This is a genomic window from Rhodococcus sp. ARC_M6, from assembly GCF_022810305.1.
In the GTDB taxonomy this organism is placed as follows: domain Bacteria; phylum Actinomycetota; class Actinomycetes; order Mycobacteriales; family Mycobacteriaceae; genus Rhodococcus_F.
Genome location: NZ_JALGQH010000021.1, coordinates 84,798 through 107,161, shown reverse-complemented (window position 1 = coordinate 107,161; position 22,364 = coordinate 84,798). Strand labels below are relative to the sequence as shown.

General features: G+C 60.3%; 18 protein-coding genes and 1 pseudogene. 8 read left to right on the top strand and 11 right to left on the bottom strand.

Features of this window, described 5'->3' with window-relative positions:
• On the bottom strand, nt 1–5,414 hold a 5,414-nt coding region (locus MTX36_RS20410), incomplete at its 3' end, for an amino acid adenylation domain-containing protein (RefSeq protein WP_374230510.1).
• Between the two features lie 267 nt (nt 5,415–5,681).
• Here MTX36_RS20410 and MTX36_RS20405 point away from each other — a divergent pair.
• Entirely contained in the window at nt 5,682–6,302 is a 621-nt protein-coding gene (locus MTX36_RS20405; RefSeq protein ID WP_243621496.1) for a TetR/AcrR family transcriptional regulator, read from the top strand.
• Nucleotides 6,302–7,999, top strand: a complete 1,698-nt coding sequence (gene kstD, locus MTX36_RS20400) for a 3-oxosteroid 1-dehydrogenase (protein ID WP_243621495.1) — start codon at nt 6,302–6,304, stop codon at nt 7,997–7,999. The genes MTX36_RS20405 and kstD overlap by 1 nt, the downstream gene beginning before the upstream one ends.
• Here the strand turns inward: kstD and MTX36_RS20395 are convergent.
• Nucleotides 7,996–8,616 (bottom strand): TetR/AcrR family transcriptional regulator, encoded by a 621-nt coding sequence (locus tag MTX36_RS20395; RefSeq protein ID WP_243621494.1) that lies wholly within the window; start codon nt 8,614–8,616, stop codon nt 7,996–7,998. The two genes, kstD and MTX36_RS20395, sit on opposite strands and share 4 nt — an antisense overlap.
• A gap of 275 nt (nt 8,617–8,891) precedes the next feature.
• Here MTX36_RS20395 and MTX36_RS20390 point away from each other — a divergent pair, with 275 nt between their 5' ends.
• A complete protein-coding gene (locus tag MTX36_RS20390; protein ID WP_243621493.1) occupies nt 8,892–9,818 on the top strand; it encodes a metal-dependent hydrolase in 927 nt (308 codons plus the stop codon).
• Nucleotides 9,818–10,981: a hypothetical protein gene (locus tag MTX36_RS20385; RefSeq protein WP_243621501.1), complete on the top strand. Its 1,164-nt coding sequence runs from the start codon at nt 9,818–9,820 to the stop codon at nt 10,979–10,981. The genes MTX36_RS20390 and MTX36_RS20385 overlap by 1 nt, the downstream gene beginning before the upstream one ends.
• 20 nt (nt 10,982–11,001) lie before the next feature.
• Here MTX36_RS20385 and MTX36_RS20380 read toward each other — a convergent pair whose 3' ends face one another.
• A complete protein-coding gene (locus MTX36_RS20380) occupies nt 11,002–12,051 on the bottom strand; it encodes a biotin/lipoate A/B protein ligase family protein (protein ID WP_243621492.1) in 1,050 nt (349 codons plus the stop codon).
• A gap of 187 nt (nt 12,052–12,238) precedes the next feature.
• Here MTX36_RS20380 and MTX36_RS20375 point away from each other — a divergent pair, with 187 nt between their 5' ends.
• Together MTX36_RS20375 and MTX36_RS20370 are read left to right on the top strand one after the other, a co-directional pair.
• Entirely contained in the window at nt 12,239–13,606 is a 1,368-nt protein-coding gene (locus tag MTX36_RS20375; protein WP_243621491.1) for an HNH endonuclease signature motif containing protein, read from the top strand.
• Nucleotides 13,607–13,873: 267 nt separating this feature from the next.
• Nucleotides 13,874–14,154 (top strand): annotated as a pseudogene (locus MTX36_RS20370) (pyridoxamine 5'-phosphate oxidase family protein).
• A 23-nt stretch (nt 14,155–14,177) separates the two neighbouring features.
• On the opposite strand, the gene MTX36_RS20365 reads toward MTX36_RS20370, so the two are convergent.
• On the bottom strand, nt 14,178–14,345 hold the full coding sequence (locus MTX36_RS20365) for a hypothetical protein (RefSeq protein ID WP_243621490.1): 168 nt from the start codon (nt 14,343–14,345) through the stop codon (nt 14,178–14,180).
• Nucleotides 14,346–14,485: 140 nt separating this feature from the next.
• Here MTX36_RS20365 and MTX36_RS20360 point away from each other — a divergent pair, with 140 nt between their 5' ends.
• Together MTX36_RS20360 and MTX36_RS20355 are read left to right on the top strand one after the other, a co-directional pair.
• Entirely contained in the window at nt 14,486–15,421 is a 936-nt protein-coding gene (locus tag MTX36_RS20360; RefSeq protein WP_243621489.1) for a helix-turn-helix domain-containing protein, read from the top strand.
• A 234-nt stretch (nt 15,422–15,655) separates the two neighbouring features.
• Entirely contained in the window at nt 15,656–16,057 is a 402-nt protein-coding gene (locus MTX36_RS20355; RefSeq protein WP_243621488.1) for a Zn-ribbon domain-containing OB-fold protein, read from the top strand.
• Here MTX36_RS20355 and MTX36_RS20350 read toward each other — a convergent pair.
• The 7 genes from MTX36_RS20350 to MTX36_RS20320 are packed head-to-tail and all read right to left on the bottom strand — an operon-like array spanning nt 16,025 to nt 22,359.
• Nucleotides 16,025–16,789 carry a DUF6390 family protein gene (locus MTX36_RS20350; protein ID WP_243621487.1) on the bottom strand — a complete coding sequence of 255 codons (765 nt, stop codon included), beginning with the start codon at nt 16,787–16,789 and terminating at the stop codon, nt 16,025–16,027. The two genes, MTX36_RS20355 and MTX36_RS20350, sit on opposite strands and share 33 nt — an antisense overlap.
• On the bottom strand, nt 16,789–17,859 hold the full coding sequence (gene hypE, locus MTX36_RS20345; RefSeq protein ID WP_243621486.1) for a hydrogenase expression/formation protein HypE: 1,071 nt from the start codon (nt 17,857–17,859) through the stop codon (nt 16,789–16,791). The genes MTX36_RS20350 and hypE overlap by 1 nt, the downstream gene beginning before the upstream one ends.
• Complete coding sequence (gene hypD / locus MTX36_RS20340; protein WP_243621485.1) at nt 17,849–18,961, bottom strand: hydrogenase formation protein HypD; 1,113 nt, start codon at nt 18,959–18,961, stop codon at nt 17,849–17,851. Before hypD ends, hypE begins: the two co-directional genes overlap by 11 nt.
• Entirely contained in the window at nt 18,958–19,275 is a 318-nt protein-coding gene (locus tag MTX36_RS20335) for a HypC/HybG/HupF family hydrogenase formation chaperone (protein WP_243621484.1), read from the bottom strand. The genes hypD and MTX36_RS20335 overlap by 4 nt, the downstream gene beginning before the upstream one ends.
• A 16-nt stretch (nt 19,276–19,291) precedes the next feature.
• Nucleotides 19,292–21,613 carry a carbamoyltransferase HypF gene (hypF, locus tag MTX36_RS20330; RefSeq protein WP_243621483.1) on the bottom strand — a complete coding sequence of 774 codons (2,322 nt, stop codon included), beginning with the start codon at nt 21,611–21,613 and terminating at the stop codon, nt 19,292–19,294.
• Nucleotides 21,610–21,867, bottom strand: a complete 258-nt coding sequence (locus MTX36_RS20325) for a HypC/HybG/HupF family hydrogenase formation chaperone (protein ID WP_243621482.1) — start codon at nt 21,865–21,867, stop codon at nt 21,610–21,612. The genes hypF and MTX36_RS20325 overlap by 4 nt, the downstream gene beginning before the upstream one ends.
• 3 nt (nt 21,868–21,870) lie before the next feature.
• A complete protein-coding gene (locus MTX36_RS20320; RefSeq protein WP_243621481.1) occupies nt 21,871–22,359 on the bottom strand; it encodes a hydrogenase maturation protease in 489 nt (162 codons plus the stop codon).
• Nucleotides 22,360–22,364 lie beyond the last annotated feature (5 nt).

Below are 22,364 nucleotides of genomic sequence, written 5' to 3'. Positions count from 1 at the left end.
ATCAAAAACCTGGCCAACCGATTCACCCGAGCATCAAACTCCCGGTACGACAACACCGCACCCTCGAACACCACCGCAACAGCACCCGGAGTCCGCGCCACCTGCGCATCAAAGAGATCCGCCAACGTCACCCCCGGCAACTCATGCCCCGTCGCATTCCACGAGTCGAGAACCAACTCCCGCTCACCCAGCCCGAAAACCTCGATATCGCCGACAGCCCGATCCGATTCCGCAACAACACCTTCCAGAATCCGAAGGAATCTCTCCCCGAATTCCGACACAGTCGGCCGATCTAACACATCGGATGCGAAGGTGAACGCTCCGGAGATACCGGCAGCACCCAACTCGTCGTAGCGCTCCGTCAGCGTCAACTGCAGATCGAACTTGGACACTCCGGCATCAACGTCAACCACCTCGACCGCGAGTCCCGGCAATTCCAGATTGGGGGCAGCGGTGTTCTGGAACTCCAGCAGGATCTGAAACAGCGGAGAGTGTGACGTCGAGCGATCCGGTGAGAGCGCATCCACCACTCTCTCGAACGGCACCTCGGTGTGGCCGAATGCCTCCAGGTCGACCTTCCGCACTACGGACAGCGTCTGTGCAAAGGTCGTGCCCGGGTCGACGGCCGTCCGCAGCACCACAGTGTTGACAAACATCCCGACCAGATCGTCGAGCGCCTCCTCCCCTCGTCCTCCGATCGGCGTCCCGATGGTGATGTCCGTGGACCCACTCAGACGCGCAGCCAATACCACCAGCGCTGCATGCATGACCATGAACAATGTGGAGTTGTGTTGCCGTGCAAGCGCGAGAAGGTCCCGATGCAACGCCGGAGATACCGAAAATTTGACGATCCCGCCCTGCAACGAACGGTCCCGGGGACGCGGCCGATCCAGGGGAAGATCGATCGGGCCGGGGAGGTCTGACAATGCCGACTTCCAGTACTCCAACTGCGCCGACATGATGCTGTCGGGATCCTGGTCACTACCAAGAACTTCCGTCTGCCACAGGCTGAAATCGGCATAATGCACCGCGAGCGGATTCCAATCTGGTGACTTCTCCTGAACCCGCGCGTCGTAGGCAATTGCCAGATCGCGAGCGAGCGGTGCCAGCGACGCTCCGTCGGCCGAAATATGGTGAACCACCAGCATGAGGACGTGCTCGTCGGGTCGGGTCCGGAACAGAACGCCCCGGACGGGCACAGTCTTGCTCACATCAAAACCCTCGGAAGCGAACTCGGCGATCGACGCTTCAACATCGCTGCACACCTGCGGTGTCAGATCCGGAACCACCGGAGTCGACGGAACGATCACCTGATGAGGGCCGTCTGCAGATGCCGGATAGACAGTCCGAAGCGACTCGTGCCGTTCGATCACGTCACCCAGTGCCGCCCGGAGGGCCTCCACATCGAGATCGCCGGATAGTCGCACCACCATCGGAATGTTGTAGGCCGACGAAGAGGTGTCAAACTGGTTGATAAACCACATACGCTGCTGCGCCAGCGAAACCGGAATTCTGTCCGGACGCGATCGTGCTGTCAGAACTGGCCGGTCGGGGTGCCACACCGCGGCTTTCTCGATCTGCTCTGCCAGTGCCTCAACCGTCGGAGCCTCGAAGAGCGTCCGGACACTGAGATCAACGCGAAGAGCCAGATTGAGACGCGCAATCACCCTGGTTGCAATCAGCGAATTTCCTCCGAGGTCGAAGAAGCTGTCACCCCGGCCAATTCGAGCCACTCCCAGAACTTCGGCCAATACCTGCGCAACTGTCTGCTCGACAGGGCCTGCCGGGGCGCGGAACTCCGCCTCAGCCGACAAAAGTTGCGGCGCCGGTAATGCTGCACGATCGAGCTTCCCCACCGCCGTCATCGGCATCTCGTCCAGTACGACGATCGCGGCCGGAACCATGTATGTCGGCAATTGTTCTGCGGCATACTCCATCAGCTCGGGAGCCGCGAGCACGTGGCCGGACACCGGCAATACATACGAAACGAGCATCGTGTCGCCCGACGGCCCTGGCCGGGGCATCGTCAATACAGTCTTGACGTGTGGAAGAGCGTGGAAGACGGTATCGATCTCGCCCAATTCGATACGGAACCCGCGTACCTTCACCTGAAAGTCGCTACGCCCCAAGTACTCCAGGGTGCGATCAACTCTCCAGCACACCACATCCCCGGTTCGATACATTCGCTCACCCGGGTTACCAAAGGGGTTGGCCACAAACCGTTCTGCTGTCATAGCAGACTTTCCGTGATACCCGCGAGCCAATGCTTCGCCCGAGACGTACAGCTCCCCCGCGACCCCGACTGGTACCGCCTTCAACCGTGCGTCCAGAACGACCTCGCAGAATCCTCGCAACGGTCCACCCAACGTGATCACGTCCGCCGGTGACATCGGTTCACTGATGTTCGCCATGACGGTTGCCTCAGTCGGCCCGTAGGCGTTGCACAACCTCCGACCCGGCGCCCACCGCTTCACCAACTCCGGCGGACACGCCTCACCGCCGAACACCACGTTCTGAAATTCGGAAAGCCCATCCGGTTCAACAGTTCCGAGCGCAGCAGTGGTAATGAATCCGTGTGTAACCTTCTCTGTTCTCAGAAGCCGGGACAACTCCTCCCCACCGTAAATCGTGGGCGGAACGATCACCATTGTCGCTCCGGCACCGAAGGCATGCAGATATTCGGAGACCGAGGCGTCGAAACTCGGAGTGGAAAAATGTAAGGTCCTCGAGTATTGCGTCGCACCGAAGCGTGAAAGATGCTCGGCGGCAAGGCTGTCCAGACCCCGGTGCGTGACCGGCACGCCTTTGGGTCTGCCCGTAGAACCGGACGTGTAAATCACGTAGGCGGGATTATCCAGGTGGAGCGGCCGGATACGTTCAGCGTCGGTAATCGCGGACGCTGGTCGCGTCGAACACTGCGTCCGAAACTCGGGGTCGTCGAGCACCAGCCACGGAATCGAATTCGGCAGTCGCGGACGATCAGCAGACACAGTCACACCCGCAGCGGCACCGGAATCATCCAACATGTGCTGGACCCGGTCTGCGGGATAACTCGGATCCACCGGTACAAATGCCGCGCCAGTCTTGGCTATCGCCAACATAGACAGGACTGACTCGATCGAGCGTGCAATCCCCAGTGCTACAAAGTTTTCCGTGCCAATGCCCTGCGCAACCAACACTCGCGCGAGCTGGTTCGAGCGCTCGTCGACTTCGCGATAAGTCAACCCGACACCGCAATACGAGAGGGCGACACCGTCGGGATTCGCCTGTGCTGTCGCCTCGAACAGTTCCGGTAGCGTGCGTTCCGAGCGTGCCACTGCGCCCTGAACCGGAACGAGAGTGTGACGTTCGGCATCGACGAGGATATCGACGTCGCCTACCGCAATACTGGGGGCGATCGTGACCGCCTCCAGAATGCGGCGAAATCTCGTCCCGAGACCACGAACAGTGTCCGCATCGAACAGATCTGTCGCGAACCCGAGATTCACCGTGATGCCGGAAGGATTGCCGACTGCATCGAAACCCTCCGACGCGGTCACCCGAAGGTCGAAGCGCCCGATTCCGTTGTCCCCTAAACACTCTGCCGCTTCGTGATAATCGAAGATCACCTGAACGATCGGGGAATATGCCGAAGAGCCGCCCATCTCGAGCGACCGAACCAACTCGTCGAAAGGAACCTCGCTGTGATCGAAGCCCTCAGCATCAGTGTCCCGAACCAGACACAGGAGATGCGCGAAGGACATTTCCATCTCGACGCAGGTCCGCAGCACAATGATATCCGCGGGCCCGGAGACCACTGTTCCGACCACCACGTCGGATGTGCCCGAAAGTCTGCTCAGCAGCATGGCGAAAGCCGCATGCAGAACTGCAAAACTAGTGGTGCCGTGCTCTGAGGCCACGTCGATCACTCTGCGGTGGGTATCAGCGCCGATCTGGACTTCGACGCCATCGACTCGCAGGGATTGTGAGGCCGGCCGGGCCCGATCGGACGGCAATTTCAGCAGCTCCGGAATCCCCGAAAGCTGATTCTTCCAATATTCGAGTTGGTCAACTACTCGACGTCGTCGCTCGCCTTCGAGAGCTGTCGCCCGGTGAATTGTGTCGAGCCTGGAGTTCGGTTCTGACGCAATGAATTCTTCCAACAAATCGACGAACTGCGTGTGGTGAGTCCGCAGCACGGAGTCCGTGTACCGATTCGGATTTGCCCGGAAGTCGACGAGAATCTCTCCTTGCGTGCCGCTCGGGTACACGTTCACCAGGAGATCTTCGACCGGACCGGACGTGACGATGTGGTACTCACCCACCATGGAACCCAGAGCAATGTTTTGCCGAAATAGCATGACGTTGACCATGGGTCCGGACAGTCCGTCCCCACTGCGACCGAGATCGCGGCGAATATCGTCCAGACTGCACCGCTGATGTCGCAATGCACCCAGCAGCTCTTGGTGAACTGAAGACACGAGGCCGGATACCGTATCCCCTTCGTCGACCGAAATCGCCAGCGGTGCAACGTTGACCATCATGCCGCCGGAATTGCGCAGCGTTGACGTTGTTCGTCCGGATAGTGGAACATTCACCAGCACAGTGGTTTTAGATGTCATCCGCGACAGGTAGCAGGCGATGGCGGCAACGACGGTCGCGGCCTGCCGCTCGGATTCCTCGAGCCCGGCACACGCCGTTCCGGAGAGCATGGCACTTTCGACTCTGCTCCTCGCTAGTGAGGGTGCCGAAACGTCGGACAGGCTCGATCCTTCGACAGCCGAAGTTCGTGCCGCCCAATACTCCCGATCTGCTGCATACCGATTCGACGATCGATAGCGGGCGTCGATCTCGTACAGCTCACGCTGGGTAGCAGCATGATTCGAATCCGGTTCCCGGCCGGCGACCGCGGCTGAATAGCGGTGCGCGATGCGGTTCATCATCGTCATGGCACCGTATCCGTCGAGCGCGACATGGTGAATGCGGCTGTACCACAGGTAATGCGACGGCCCCACACACAGGATCGAGGTTTCTACCAGTCGATCGACTCCGAGATCGAGTTGCCCCTGGTAGTCCCGATTCATCAATTCGTGTGCAGCGGCAACCGGGTCGGCCGCGCCACGAAAGTCGATGAAGTCGACAGGAATATCGATCGTGTCGTCCACGTACTGCATCGGACGGCCATCGACCTCGACCACCTTGAGTAACGGCGACTGGAACTCGTGTGCAACCGCAACGGTTTCCTTTCGCAACAGGTCAACATCGAGTTCTCCGCGCAACTCGACGTAATGCGCAATCGAAATCGGTACGTCGGGCCCAAATTGTTGCGCAAACCAGGTCGCTCGTTGCGCCGCGGACAACGGAAAATATTCGGCGCTCGAAATATGCTCTACGGAACTATTTTCTTCGGACTTCCTGACGTCGAAAGGTTCCACCACGGTCCCGCCCTATAGGTCTCGCGTAAGTCTCGCGACCGGGGGAAACGTGGCCGCCTGACAGATCTGTACTCACATCGACGAGAGGCGGAACCCGCCCCTCCTCGAATGCGTACCCAGAATCAGGACATACACGCACATATGAAGACTCGAAAGCTCATCAACGTGACAGCCAATTGCCTCTTGACAGTGACTATCACATTAAGTGAAGCTGTCATTAGGCGGTCAGATTCCACAGATTCAATCCACTACTTAGGGGTGCTCCCGATGTCATTGCGCGCAAGGCAACGCTTGCAAGTACGAGCAGAGATCCAACGAGCAGCATTGACCCTGTTCGCCCGAGACGGATTCGAAAACGTCACCACCGACCAGATTGCATCCGCAGCCGGAGTGTCCGCGAGTACGTACTTCCGGCACGTTCGCAACAAAGAAGACCTCCTCCTGGATCCAGTGAGACACGGTGGCGCGGGGATTGTGGCGCTCCTCGAGGCTCGCCCCGAATCGGAACCCGCAGACCTCGCGGTGTCGAGGGCAATCCTGGAAAGGTCCAGCACTCTCGATTCCGCCGAGGTTGAGCACTGGCGAGCAGCCTTCCGGACGGCCCCACACCTGATGGATCGTGTCGCGTTGATCGCACCGGAGCATCGCGACCGACTTGTCGAGCTCGTGGCCCAACGAATGCAATGTGATCCCGAAACTGACAGTCGCCCAGGCCTTCTCGTACACCTGATGTTGGCCGCAGCAGAATTCGGCTATCGCCAGTGGATTCGGAGTCCCCAGAAACGAGAAGCTTCCCTGCCCGTCTGCGTCGAGGGTGCACTCGACGCCGTTCTCGACACCCGTTGGCGCACACCGAACGCCCAAGACCCCAAAGGACACCACGCTTGATGAACTCAATTCCGAATGGCCCGATCCCCACCGAAGTTGATCTGATCGTTGTCGGATCCGGCGCAGCCGGCATGTCCGCAGCCATCACCGCTGCCTCCAATGGCCTCTCGACAGTCATCGTGGAGAAGTCCACGTACTGGGGCGGCTCGTCCGCGCGGTCCGGCGGCGGAGTATGGATCCCGGGAAATTCGGTACTCCGCCAACAGGCGCCGGTCGATGAACTCGATTCTGCGCGAGAGTATCTCAACAGCATCGTCGGCGACGACGCAGATACCGAACGCATCGACACCTACATCGACCGAGGCCACGAAGCACTCGACTTCCTCATTCGCAATTCTGCCTTGAAGCTCGAATGGGTAGAGGGATACTCCGACTACTTTCCCGAAGCTCCCGGCGGTCGCGCTTCCGGACGCTCCTGCGAGCCTTTACCTTTCGATGCGCGCGCCTTGGGCGACGATCTCGCCACGCTGCATCCGTCGTACATGAAAACCCCACTCAACGTCGTCGTCAAGCAGTCGGACTATCGGTGGCTGAGCACCGGCCTTCGCCACTGGCGAGGTCCGGCGCGCATGCTCCAGGTGGGCGCCCGAACAATGGTCGGAAAGCTGCGGCGAAAGAAGCTGATCGGGCTTGGGTCCGCGCTAATGGCGGAACTGATGATCGGAGTCCGGGCGGCCGGTGTACCGGTACTTCTCAACACCGCAATGGTGGATCTGATCACCGACAATGATCGAGTTGTCGGAGTGAACCTCGAAAGCGGAGGAGTTCAGACAACCATGCGCGCGCGACACGGCGTCGTCCTGGCCTGTGGTGGGTTCGAGAACAACAACGAGATGCGAATCAAGTACCAGCGGCAACCGAGTAGCGGCGAATGGACCCTTGGTGCACCGACGAACACCGGCGACGGCATCACAGCAGCAGTCCAACGAGGTGCCGCGATCTCGTACATGGACGACGCTTGGTGGGCACCGTCGATACCTCTCCCGAAGGGACCGTGGTTCGCGCTGGCGGAACGCTCGCTGCCGCGCAGCATCATGGTGAACGCCAGAGGTGAGCGCTTCATGAACGAATCGCTCCCCTACGTCGAGGCCACTCACGCGATGTTCGGAGGAAAATTCGGCCGCGGCGACGGACCGGCCGAGAACATCCCGGCCTGGCTGATCTTCGACCAGACCTACCGCGACAGATACCTCTTTGCGGGACTGCCGGCGCGCAGTTCGATGCCACGCTCATGGCTGGCATCGGGCGCAATCGTTACCGCTGAAACGATTGTCGAACTCGCTCTCGACATCGGCGTGCCCGAGACTGCGCTTGCGGAAACGATCAACCGATTCAACGGTCACGCCCGCAGTGGTAGCGATCCCGACTTCGGCCGTGGCGCAAGCACATACGACCACTACTACGGTGACATCACCAACAAGCCCAACCCCAGCCTCGGCGAACTGTCCAACGGACCGTTTTATGCGGCCAAGATGGTGCCCGGAGACCTCGGTACCAAAGGCGGGATCAATACCGACAGCCAGGCTCGCGCTTTGCGTGACGACGGAACGGTCATCGAGGGACTCTACGCGGCCGGCAACACCAGTTCGCCGGTGATGGGCCATACCTATGCCGGACCAGGCGCAACCATCGGCCCCGCAATCGTGTTCGGCTACCTTGCCGCTCTCGATGCCGCGGCGAAATTAGCTCACGCCTAAAAGCTTGCAGGCAGATCCTTTTGAGCGATAATCGCGGTTCCAATCCAGCGGCGCAGGTACCGGCGCAATTCGTCGTCACTACGCGGCGGACTACCCGGCGATACGAAGAACGACTGCATGGTCCGGAGGAGGAATTCGACGAGTTCACGAAGTGACGCGTCGTCGTATCCGTAACGCTCCCAATCGACGTCGAAACGGTTGATCATCATGACTCCGAAGGCCTGCGCCTCGTCGGAGGTGATGCCGTCGGGGTGGAGGCTCGAGTATGTTCCCGTGAGCAGAATGCCGAGATGCGGTGTTCTGCGGACCTCGGCGAGCGTGTACACCACTCCTTCGGTCATCGCGTCGACAGGATCTTCGATACCGCGCACGTGCTGGGTCAGCCGATCGAGAAAACCGTCGACCGACGCGATCGCTGCCGCCCTCATGAGGGCGTCGACGCTGGGGAAGTACCGATAGACCGTCTGACGGATGACGCCCAGCGACTCCGCAACGTCCGCGATGTTGATTGCCGAACCCGTTTGTCCGATGAGATCGACTGCTGTGTCGACAATTCGACGAGTCGCTTCTTCGTCGCTGTCCGGCGGGTTGCCGCCCCACCCACGCCTTCGTGCCACTGCCGCTTCCTCGCCCGAACCATGCTCGAATCATGCTGTCTCGCGCCGAACTCACGCTGAAAACCTGATTTGGGAAAGCTCGCAGACCATCCGGATTACAAGAGCCACAGGCTAACACAACGCCTACCGCGCCTCACCAGACCTCAATTCGAAACTCTGTTGCCGAATGTGAACATACACAAGTGTCGATCTGCGTATGATTGCCGTCACTGTGGCTTCGGAACGTCCGAACGCGGCCACCGAACCTGCCCCTTCCGAAAGACGAGGTTTCGAAAGTGACCGACCTTCAAGTCCGAAAGATGAATTTCGCATTCGCGGACTACGACGTCCCCTTCCTCTGGAACGAAGAGAATCCGGCATTCTCGAGCATGGCCAACGCGGTCTCCTTCCTGGCGATCGGCTTCGAGAAGATGATCGTGAAGCTCATTCTTCAGGCGAAGCCGCTGCTCACCGATCCTGCCGTCGCCGAGGAAGCCGACGCTTTCATGCGCCAGGAGGGCCAGCATTCGACGGCGCATCGCCAACACGTCAAGGGACTGATCAAGAGCTTCCCCGGATTGCAGGAGACACTCGACGAAGTAATCGGAGAGTTCGACAAGCTCACTGCCGAGACTTCGGTGAACTACCGGCTCGCCTACACCGCAGACTTGGAAGCAACCTTCACATCGGTGTTCAAGCTGATGCTCGACAATGACTCGACACTGTTCCAGCCGGGAGACGACCGGGTCGCGTCACTGTTCATCTGGCACTTCGTCGAGGAAGTAGAGCATCGCAGTTCCGCCCTCATCATCTTCGAATCCGTGGTCGGAAGCGATCTCTACCGGATGCGCATGGCCCCGTCGATCTTCCGGCACGTCATGAAGGTCATCAGGTTGGCCTGCCTCGGATTCAATAAGCATGTCCCCCTTGACGATCGACAGGTCGATGCCATGGCGATGTTCGCCTCGTACCGCAACATGCAGTTCCTCCGTAAGCGACTCCCGATGCTTCAAGAGGAGTACAACGGCCCGATGTCGCGAGCATTCGACGTTCTCCCTCTCGGAGAACAACTCACCGCACTGCGGGGCGTTGTCCGCAGCCAACTGCCCAAGCACAACCCTGCCCACGAGAAGCTCCCCGCACTAGCCGATGTGTGGTTCGAACGTTTCGACGCCGGCTACGACGTCACACGCTGGTACACCGCCGATGCAGAGGTGAAATGATGGCTGATCTGTGTTCGCCCACCTTCAGTCAACTTGCGACGGAACTCGGGTTTTCCTGCGACGAGGCCGGCGGACTCGTCGAGTTCCGAAATCCCCTGGGACTCGAAAACTGGACCCTGCCGGTCCTCGAGTGGACCATCATCATCGGCTCCGTACTTGCACTCGTACTCGCAATCGTGCGTCTGCGCCGCAACGGCGATCCCACCAACCTGGTGCTCTGGTTCGGCGCCACCGCATACCTTTTCATCATCGAACCACCGCTGTACTTTCCCGCGGCATTCGGCATCGAAGAGCATGTGGACACGATGTTCGCGCACAACGTATTCACCGTCGATTTCCTGTGGGGTCGACTCCCCCTGTACATCATCGCCATCTACCCACTGATGGCCACGATCGCCTTCGAAATCGTGAAAATGCTGGGCATTTTCCGACGGTACGGTGTGCTCGTCGGCGCAGTCTGCGCCGGATTCGTGCACCACGCCTTCTACGAAATCTTCGACCACCTCGGTCCACAACTTCGTTGGTGGGAATGGTCGACCGACAACCCGATCAACCAACCGATGTTCGACTCGGTCCCACTACCGAGCGTTGTCGTCTTCGCTGCACTGTGGCCGATGTCGCTGGCATTCTGCGTCCAGTTCTTTGTCGGTCGTCACGTCGATGCGGGCAAGCATTTCTCCGGCCTCCAATTGGTTTGGCGCACACTGGTGATCGGAGTTCTGGCATCGGTCGGCACATTCATTCTGCCGATTCCGGCAACAGTTTTCGGGGCCAGAAGTGACACTATCCGCGGGATCCTCTACGCAGCCGAACTTGTCATACTCACTGTTGTCGCAATCGCAGTTCTAGTCCGACAGTGGATGCGATTGCGCACGGAACCGTCGACGAATGTTCCCTCCTACACAAACAATTTTGTCCGGTACTACGCCGCCGTTTACCTGGCGATCATGGCAATACTCTGGGCTACCGCATTGCCTGACTTCTTCGGTGCCGTCGACGGTTCCACCAGTGCCGGCGATCCCATCGGCAATCTCTGGTACACGCTGGCATGCTTCGCCGTCGCAATACTCTGCATTGCAGCAACATTCACTGTGCCAACTGGAAAGTCCGACGAGAGCAACATACCTGTCTCTGACGAATCAGCAGCGGCTCGCACGACGTAACCGATGCAAGTGGACGCACCTCACGGCACGCGGTGCGTCCACTTCTCGGTGCTGAACTTCGTCTCCACCAGCTCACTTGCCTGTGTCAATTCGGCGGCGGTGTAATCACTGTCGTGAGTGTCGTACTGGGCTCGGAAGTGGTCCAAGAATGCAGTCAGGATCGCGGCGCGGGTCATGCCGGTCTGCGAACGAAGCGGGTCGACCCTCTTCGCTGCGCTCGTGGTGCCCTTGTCCGACATCTTCTCCCGCCCGATCCGCAGAACCTGCGTCATCTTCTCCGCATCGATGTCATAGGCCATCGTCACGTGATGCAGCACGGTGCCCGAAGCGAACCGCTTCTGCGCGGCGCCGGCAATCTTGCCCTTGTCGGAAGCGATGTCGTTGAGAGGCACATACCGGGCGTTGATCCCGACGTCCGCAAGCGCACCCATCACCCACTGGTCGAGGAACGCGTAGGACCTCTCGAAACTCAGCCCCTCCACCAGCGACGCCGGCACCGCCAGCGAATACGTGATGCAGTTGCCCGGCTCCATGAACATCGCGCCACCACCGGAAATCCGCCGCACGACGCCGATACCGTGCCGCGCAGCAGCTTCGGCGTCGACCTCGTTCCGAACGGACTGGAACGAGCCGATAACTACCAGCGGCGAGTCCCAGTCCCAGAACCGCAGGGTAGGCGGCCGCTCGCCGGACGCCACCTCACGCGCAATGACCTCGTCCAGCGCAACATGCATCGCGGGATCGAGCACCACGGGCGGGATGACGTCGAATGTGTGGTCCGCCCAACTCGTGGCGTGGCCGAGTGCACGCCGGATCGCGATACCGACCGACTCCGGAGTGAACCCGATCATTGAAACGGAGGCATCGAGCGAGGCAGTGATGGCGTCAGCGAGTTGGTCCACATTGGCGTCAGCCGGCATTCCGGTCAAGGCTGCGTTGATATCGTCCAGAGCACTGTCGGGCTCGAGGAAAAAATCACCGGACACCGCGACTCGGGACAGTTGTCCCTCCTCGATCTCGACATCGACTGCTACCAGCTTGCCACCTGGGACCTTGTACTCTCCGCGCATCTGGTCAGTCTATCGGTGCGTGGATCGACAGCCGGCACGGCTTGAGCAAGTCCTGGATCCCCACCGTTAAGTTCCTGAAGATTCTTTGCTGCAACGGTTTTCGGAAAGTCTGCTGAATCTCCACTGAAACTTTCCCTTGACTCGAATAGATGTTCGAGTATCATTGGGGGCAAGGATGGGGGATCCGATGAGCGTCGATACCGCAGTTGCCGATGTTGTAGCTGGTTCTGCAATTAATGTGCGCGGCATGCTGTGGCAACTACGTCCGTGCGACGTGCGGGAAGTCGCCATCACGGCATCGGCGGAAATCCTACGGCTGGAAGCCATCCGGGTTGCCGCGGTCGACGCGTTAGCCCTTCATCCGGACGAGCAAGTGCTGTGTTACCGCGGCGTCGGCCGCTGGCTGGCCGCGAACACGATGTTGCAGAATGCGGCCGGAAACAAGATCGCCGCCCTCGGAGTGGCACTACGGGCATTCCCCGCTGTCGCGGCCCAGTTCGATGCCGGTGACCTCACCGTCGACCATGCCGCGCTGATCACCGCATTCTGCGAGTTCCCACCGAAAGGGATGCCGGAGTCGGCTCTGCCGTACTGCTTGAAAACCTTGCTCGCCGCAGCTTCCGGGGTGGAGGCGACCACCACGAAACTGCGCTACGCCATTGCAGTGCTCGAGCGGATCTTCGAATCCGAGGACATCTCGGCCGGGGAAGACGACGACCGGAATGAGTTGCGCATCGCGCCGACGTTGAACGGTCGGGTGGTGATCAAAGGTGAGTTCGATGCGTTGACCGGCGAGATGCTTCTTTCGGCGTTGTCGGGGTTGTCGATGCCGACCCCTGCCGCGGACGGGACTCCGGATGCGCGGTCGGCGGCCAAGCGGACGGCGGATGCGTTGACGGAGTTGATTCGCCGGTATCTCGACAATGCGGCGACAGGGGTGGACGGTGGTCAGCGTCCGCATGTGAATGTGCATGTGTCTGCGAAAGATCTTGCGGAGCATCGGGACTGCGCCAGTACTGCAACTTCTCGCTCGGCTTCTCCCGATGACGAGACTGACGTCGAAGGTATACCGGTGTGGAGCTTCGACGACCTCGACGATCTTGATGTCGGGCACATGCCGTGGATGGGACCGCTCAGTATCACCCGCACCCGGATGCTGGCGTGTGATTGCATGCTCTCGACGGTGCTGCTGGATGAGAACGGTGCCCCGCTCGATGTGAGTCCTCTCAAAAGGTTGGTCTCGACGGCGCAACGGACGGCGTTGATCGCCCGCGACAAGGGGTGCGCGTTCCCCTCCTGTGATGCGGTGCCGGCGTGGTGCGATGCGCACCATATTCGGCCGTGGTCGAAGGGCGGGTTGACGGTGATGGACAACCTCACCTTGCTGTGCCGAGCGCACCACACTCTGATTCACCGTAAGGCCGGGTTCGCGGGGCAGTGGGAAATCAAGATGGGGTCCGATCGGAAGCCGTGGTTCATTCCGCCGGCGGGAATCGATCCGGAACAGCGGCCGCGGCGATCAACCCTGCGTCCGGGGCCGGTGCTACGCACCTGAATTATGTTGCACCACAACTGCAGACGTGCCAGGCTTCGCATCAGATTCTCGCCGATGCGAAGCCCGACGCATGCGGTCACAAACCCACAGCAGTCACAAACCCACAGCAGTCACAAACCCACAGCGTCGCCTACCCAACCTCCGACAGCCCCTCACAAATTAGCGATCCAAGCAGAAGATCAGGAAATTTCGGACATTCTTGGCGAGTCAGCTGACCCGATGACGCCACCTTGACCTCGAGTGCGCTTGAGGTTCGAACGTTGTTTCATGTCCTTCACCCAGCAGGAACTCGACTATCTGGCGTCACAACGCCTCGGACGACTGGCGACCGTTCAACCGAACGGCACTCTGCAAGTAAGTCCCGTGGGCTTCCACTACAACCCCGATACAGCCACTATCGACATCCAGGGCTACAACATGGCACTGCTGCTTCTCGTGGTCTGGATGGTCCGATAGTCCGCATCCACCCCGAACGCATCATCAGCTTCGGCCTCGACGACATGGAGCTCGATGTCCATAAACTCGTCACGAACGCGCGCGACATCTAACGATCACTCGCCTGCCCCGCTCTTCAACCGCGGATCAGCAACCTTGCGACAACAAATGCGGCCGCTATCGCCGTCCCGGTGATAATTCCTTCCCACACGCTTCCGCTCGTCGCTCCGGCAGCGACCCCGGAGAAGGTTCCGGCGGACACCGCCAGCGCACCGTCGACACGTGCCGGCCGATCACGGAACATGACTCCAATTCTTCCACCGGTGCGCGCAGATTACTCTCTGTCACCCAGCTGATCAGCGTAATATCTGGAATAGCAATGAGGGTTTCACAGTCCCATCGCCAGCCATGATCAGACTTGTCGCACACACTCGAGAATCGCCGATGACCACACGTCCGAACCAACCCGTGACAGCGGGAAGTATCGACGAGTGGACCGATCTGATCCGGTCCAAGTTCGTGGCGCTCGATATCGCCCCAAAAATCGAGCCAGAACCACGGGGACCACTCAACGGCACTGTCTGGAATCGGGAATTGGGACACCTTTCCGCGGCCGAGGTCTCGTCGTCGCCGCAAGTCTTCACCAGGTCGAAACGGCTGGTTGCCACCGAACCCGCAGAACTCTTTCAGATCGGACTCGTCACCCAAGGCTCTGGTCACCTCAGACAGGACGGTCGATCCTGCAACGTGAAAGTTGGCGACTTTGCCGTCTACGAAACCGCGCGTCCATTCCGCTGGCAACTCGATGACGATTGGAAGCTGTTGGTATTTACCTGGCAGCGAGAAGCGATTGCCCTTGACCGACTCGAATCCGAGCAGATTACTGCTCTCTGCTTGCCTGGAAACTCAGGAATCAGCGGGATTCTCGCTCACGCCCTCACCGATGTCGTGAACTTGGGTAGCGATGTCTCCGCTGCCAGCGGAATCCGTTTTGCCGATGAACTCGCTGCTCTGGCCGTCACCGCAGGCCTCGAACAACGCGAAATCACCGCTTCGACGCAAAGCCTGACCAAACAGGTACTCCACTTCATCGAGCTGAACCTTGCTGACCCTCTACTCGACCCGCAGCACGTCGCTGATCACTTCTTCATCTCCACACGCACTCTGCACCGACTGTTTGCCCGCGAAGGAGAAACCGTGGCCAATTGGATTCGGGGCCGACGGATGGAGAAGAGCCGTCATGCACTGTTGGTCGAACCGAAGTCGAGCATTTCGACGATCATTGCCCGCTACGGATACTTCGACCTCGCGCAATTCAGTCGGAACTTCACAACGCGGTACGGGGTCAACCCCACGCAGTTTCGAGCCCGTTGTCACTGACCTCGTCCCAGAAGGAGGCCAGTAGAAGACCAGAAGACCTGTCGCCGAGCGTCAAGCATGTGTCGCTGATCAGCAAACCCACGGAGGGTTCGATTGAGAAGATCAGTAGAAGAAAAAGACGCAGCGGACCGGAACAACCCTCACCAGAACTCGTCCGCGTAACCAGAAGCGGAACCCCATGATCGGCAAGCCCCTATACCTCGGCGACAGCACGCTTTTCACGGAGCCACACAAATGACCGTCGACGGCCTGACCCGAGCGGGCGTGCATTCACACTGCAAACTCATGATCCTGCGTTGCTCGCACTGCGCAACCTTGCTCGCACCGACAATGGCAGAGTGCTCGTGGTGTCACGGCACCACGTTCGTACCAGTCGAGTCTTGCGGCGTCGGTTCCATCGTGTCGTTCAAGGTAGTCGAGCGCGAGGTCGACCACCTTTTCAGCAAGATCGAACCCTGCACGATCGCGATTGTCGAACTCGACGACGGCCCTTGGGTGTATTCGTGGGTAACCGGAACGGTTCCGACAACGTCCGACGGCCGGATCCGAGTCGAATATACGTCGATGGGGAGCGCCGGGCAGTTGCCCGTCTTCGAGGTTTCGTCAGGCCAAGTCCGACAGTCGGCGCTCGCTTAATCGTCGGTTCACGATCTCGAGAGCTGAATCTTCAGCGCCGTCCAATGCCCGGGACTGCCCTGCTGTGATGCTGTCGCACAACCAATCCCAGTGCATTGTCACCAAACCACCGTGCACCGGGGCGGCTGCCAGTGACATTCCGTCGACGTTCCAACGCACTCGCTCGACTATCGGCGCGCCACGCGCCAGTCGCTCACCCTCGAATGTGATTGGCGCGGAACGCACAACAGCGTGTTGCTCACCGACTTCTTGCACTTCACCCCACCTGATTCGACAGTTCTGGAGAACGGAGAGGGGCACCGCACCGTGTTTACGGAGGAGTTTCACCCACGGATACACGACGAAAACGTGAAAACTGTGGTGCGCGAGGGCGTGATCTTGCCCTCCGAGATCGGCGAGTAGACCCACATTGTTGCGCAGACCGAACTCTCTACGTAAGTGCTGCAACAGTTTTCTCGGTTCCAGGGAGCCAAGTAGATCGCTACCAACCCAATAGGCCTCGATCACCCGCGGATCGAGCGGATCGTCGATACCGGCGCCCAATGCCAGTGCCTCCAAGTACGGCCACGCTCCGTCGAATTGTCGCGCCCGGTCCCGATCCTCATTTGTCGCAACTCCGCCGGCCTGACGCAACAACGCCGACGGATCATCCGGCCCGCAGTACCCCAACTCGTTGGGTGGATACGCGTACCGTGCGAATAGGATCGGCCCCGCAGTTTCAACGGCAGGCATCAGCAAATCCGCGGAAGTTGCTCACCGGCCGGAAGATCCACTACCCGGTTTCCACCGAGGGCCGTCCGGGCAACCACCATTCCTCGATGCTCGGCTACGCACTCCCCGATCACAGCCGCGCTCTTACTCAGGGGGTTGCCACGCATCGCTTCCAGGATTCGGTCGGCATCCTCGCGCGGAACAAACGCTACAAGTTTCCCTTCGTTGGCTACGTACAGAGGATCCAACCCCAGAAGCCCGCAGGCATCACGGACCTCCGCCGGAATCGGAAGGCTGCGCTCCACCAGTGCCACACCGATGTTCGACGCCTGGGCGATCTCGTTGAGCGTGGCCGCCACACCGCCGCGAGTCGGATCGCGAAGCACGTGAATATCGACCCCGGTCGCAATCATGTCCGCGACGACGCCGTTCAGTGCAGCGCAGTCACTTTCCACTTCGGTTCCGAATTCAAGACCGGCCCGGCAACTCATCACCGCAACGCCGTGCACCCCGATGTCTCCGCTGACGATCACCACGTCACCCTCGGCGGCACGCGTCGGACGGATATCCACGCCCTCCGGTACCACGCCGATCCCAGCCGTGTTGATGAATACTCCGTCACCGTGACCAGCATCGACCACCTTGGTATCGCCTGTTACCAACCGAACTCCGGCGATGCGCGCCGCATTGCCCAACGCCGACGCGATGCCTGCGATGTCCGTGAGGGCGGTACCTTCCTCGAGTATGAAGGCCGTCGACATCACCAGTGGTTGCGCACCCGCCATCGCCAGATCGTTGACCGTACCGTTGACAGCAAGATCGCCGATTGTGCCGCCGGGAAACACCATCGGCTTGACGACGTAGGAGTCCGTCGAAAAGGCAAGCCGCACACCGCCGATATCGATCAGCGCCGAATCTCCCAGGTCTGCGTCGGCTGCCTCACCGAATGCCGGTAGGAAGAGATGCTCGATCAACTCCGCCGACATCGCTCCGCCGCCGCCGTGACCCATGACGATGTTCGGTGAATCACGCAGCGGCAGAGGGCAAACCCAGGACGACGCGTCTACGAGTGCACCCTTTTCAGCCGGCATGACCCACCTCCTGCAAGTCCAAGCGTCGATACAGGTAGTAGGCGGCGCACGCACCTTCGGACGAAACCATTGTCGCTCCCAATGGATTACGCGGCGTGCACTGCTTGCCGAACGCACTGCACTCATGCGGCTTGATCAGACCTTGGAGCACTTCACCCGATCGGCACACCGTGGATTCCTCGGTGTGAATGTGAGTGACCGAGAATCGTTGTTCTGCATCGAATTCCGCATACTTCGGCGCCAGTTGCCAACCGCTGTCGGGGATGGAGCCGATTCCTCGCCACGTACGATCGGAGACCGCGAACACGTCCTCGAGCATCGCTTTGGCTGCGGTATTCCCCTCAGCCGTCACGGCCCGTGCATAGGCGTTTTCCACCTCGTATCTGCCAGTCTCCAATTGCAGCACGGTCTTCCGGATGCCTTCGAGCAGATCGAGCGGCTCGAATCCCGTGACCACGATCGGTACCTTGTACTTCTCGGCCAGAGACGGATATTCGGACGTGCCCATCACGCTGCACACGTGGCCCGCCGCCAGAAATGCTTGCACACGGCAATCCGGTGAATCCATGATCGCCGCCATTGCGGGTGGGACGAGTACGTGCGAGACCAGCAGCGAGAAGTTCTTGATGCCCAAGCGGCGCGCCTGGTACACAGTCATGGCATTGGCCGGCGCGGTGGTTTCGAATCCGATACCGAAGAACACGACTTGTCGGTCCGGATTCTCCTTCGCGATAGTGAGGGCATCGAGGGGTGAATACACAACCCGCACGTCACCGCCGGCGCTCTTGATGCGAAACAGGTCCGAGGAGCTTCCGGGCACCCTCAGCATGTCTCCGAACGAACAGAAGATCACGTCCGGACGGGCGGCAATCTCGAGGGCTTTGTCGATGATCTCCAGCGGTGTGACACAGACTGGGCATCCCGGGCCGTGAATCATTTCGATCTGTTCGGGCAGCAATTGGTCGATTCCGTGTCTGATGATCGAATGCGTCTGGCCTCCGCACACTTCCATGATTGCCCACCGGCGGGTGGCAAGCGCACGGATTTGGTCCAGTAGTTTTCCCGCCAACTCCGGGTCGGAGAACTCATCCAGATACTTCACGATTCCTTCTCCTTCGATTGGATACCACCATCAGGTTGGACGCCTGCGGCGCGAGCAGCACGAGCGAACCCGTCGCCGAATTCCTCTTCCAGGACACCGAGGTGCTCGAACTCCGCCAGGGTGCGCTGTGCCGATTCCTCGTCCAGCCGCTGAATGGCGAAACCGACATGCACAACTACGTATTCACCGACCTCCGCACCCGGAATGTACTCCAGGCACACTTCCTTACGTACCCCTCCGAAGTTCACGACAGACATCAGTGTGCCGTCACGATTCTCCAGGGATTCGATTCGTCCCGGCACTGCTAGGCACATGGCACAACTCCTGATCTCATGACGAACTCGCCACCAGCACTTGGCCGTACGCGAGACCTCCGTCGTTGGGTGGCAGTTCACGGCTGGTCAGCGGCGCGAATCCGGCCTCTCGTAGGAGGATTCGCGAGCGGGAGAGCAGCAGTGGGTTCTGGAATACCCCGCCGGTCAACACAATGTCATCGACACCGGCAAGCTCACGCCCCCGCAGTGCCCAATCGAGCACCAGTTGAGCGACAGCCTCGTGAAAGCGGGCACCGATAACGCCGGCCGGCACTCCGCCGCGATGGTCCCGGACAACACCTCGAATCATCGACGAGGAGTCGCCGACCCAGGAATCACTGTCCGCAAGGTCAATCCGATCGAAGGCGTAGCACTCCGAACCACAGACGATTCCACGGGAGATCCCCTCCAATTCGATCGCCGCCTGGGCCTCGTAGTCGGCAACGTGACGCACGCCGATCAGGGAAGAAACAGCGTCGAACAACCGGCCCATACTCGATGTGTCGGAGCATCCGAATCCGGTTTCGAGTTGATGACGCAGGACTCCCAGTTCCCGCGGCGGACATGCCACAACTGGCGGCAGATCCGGATCCCAGTCGATTCCGGCACTCCACAAGTGTGACAACGCCATTCGGTACGGACGTTCGACGCCGATGTCGCCGCCGGGCAACGGCACATATTTCAGGTGTGCGAGACGCTGACAACCCTTATAGGTCGCCAACAACATCTCCCCACCCCACACCGCACCGTCGGCGCCGTATCCGGTACCGTCGAAAGCCAGACCGAGAACGGGTTCATCACCGTCACAACCATTTTCACCCATGACTGCAGCCACATGCGCATGATGGTGTTGAACTGCACGTACCGGTAGCGGCCCGGCATGTTGCCGAGCCCACCGCGACGATCGATACCCTGGATGCTCGTCGCAGGCAACCTGGATCGGCGCTACGCCGGTGAGCGATTCGAAGTGCGACTCCGAGTTCGCGAAGCTGTCAATTACAGCGAGATCGCCCATGTCGCCGATGTGCTGACTCAGCCAGGCAGAGGCCCCCTGCGCCAGACAGAACGTGTTTTTCAGGTCCGCGCCTACTGCCAGGGTCGGGGGCACATCGAACGGCAGAGTGGCGGGTAGATCGATAGGCAACGGCGTATGTCCACGTGAACGCCGCACCGTAGTCAACTCCTTGTCCACCACTCGCTGGACGCTGTCGTCGCACGGCATCCGAATCGGGCGGTCATGGGTGAGAATGCCGTCGGCCAAGGAGAACAAACGGTCCTGATCGCGCTCGTCGTAGATGATCGGCTCACCACCGAAGTTTGCCGACGTCATCACCAATGCCTCCGGACCGACCGGATCCCCGACCAAACCGAGTAGCAAATACTGAATCGGATTGTAGGCCAGCATTATTCCGATGTCGGGAAGACCGGGTGCCACGGATGGCGCCAGGGCATATCCCTGCGCTTTCCGAAGGAGAAGAATGGGCCGTGACCGATCGACAAGCGCCGCGGCCTCGGCAGGACTTACCTGCGCCGACGCACTCACGGCCGACAGGTCACGCACCATCACAGCCAAAGGTTTGCTGCGCCGGTGCTTTCGGGCGCGTAACTCCTGAACCGCAGAGTCGCTACGAGCATCACAAGCCAGGTGGTATCCACCGATGCCCTTGACCGCGATGATCTTTCCTTCCCGCAGATACTCCCGTGCTTTCCCTAGTGCGCACTCCCCCAGCACTGCCGACTCCCCCGACGAACTGACGACCAACGATTCGAGAAACGACAGGGTCGGTCCGCAATCTGGGCACGCGATGGGCTGCGCGTGAAACCTGCGGTCGGCCGGATCCGCATACTCTGCCGCACAATTCGCGCACATCGGGAAGCGATTCATCGTTGTCGAGGACCTGTCGTACGGTAGCGCCGTGATAATCGTGAAGCGTGGACCACAATGTGTGCACGTGATGAACGGATGGCGGAACCGCCGGTTCGTCGGGTCGGTCATCTCGCGCAGGCAGTCATCGCAGGTCGCCACATCGGGTGGCGCCAGCGTTTGCCCCACGGTACTGGTGTCCGTCTCGACGATCCGAAATCCGGACAGGCCGCAGGGCTGCGCGGGTTCGTAGTCCACCGAATCAATGCGGGCCAACGGCGGTTGCCGTAGCTGTAGCGCCGTCACGAATTCGGCAACGTCGATGTCCTGTCCCTCGAGATCTATCACCACACCACGAGTCGAGTTACCTACCGAACCTGCCAACCCCCATTCTGTTGCGAGGGAGTACACGAACGGCCGGAATCCGACGCCCTGAACCACCCCACGCACGATCAACCGGCTGGCGGCGATCATGGGTCGACCTCTGTCACAGCGCGAGCCCGGCCCATCAATTCCAGGCCCGCCATCGCCTCGGCCGCACCATTCTCGTCCACCTTGTCGACCGCGAAACCCATGTGGATCACCACCCAGTCACCAGCCGACACGGTATTTTCGTCGAGCATTCCGATATTGACCTTGCGCGCCACTCCCTCGACGTCGACGAGCGCGAGTTGCCCGCCGTACCCCTCCAGCAGTCGCACGACCCGTCCAGGGATCCCCAAACACATGGCTCACGCCTCCTGTCCCGAGGTAGCGGCATCAACGGCCATCGATCTGACGAGTCCGCAGACCACCGACACCGCACCGCCCACCGAACTCTTCAGCTCCGGCGTGAGGCCGATCCCCTCGTCGACCGAACCTGCATGTGCCCCGACGACAAAGGTCCGTGGAAGCGTTCCGCCGAGTGCCCGGACACTCCCGAACACCGACGTCGGATCCAACGAGTGCGCATCGAATCCTTGAGTACTGCTGAGACTTTCGGAGTCCACCTCGAAAACCTCAATCTGCCCGGGTGGTTCGGTTTGCGGCAAGGCATCGATCAGGACCAGCGCATCCCAAGGTTCGAGCAGGTCGTAAGCCAGATGGACGCCTCGAATCCCGTAATCCACCAACCTCACTCCTGCGGGTAGATCTTCGCGTTCGAGCACGCGCACCACCTCGGGCCCGAAGCCGTCGTCTCCGAGAAAGATGTTTCCGACCCCCGCCACCAGAACCCGCATGCGGG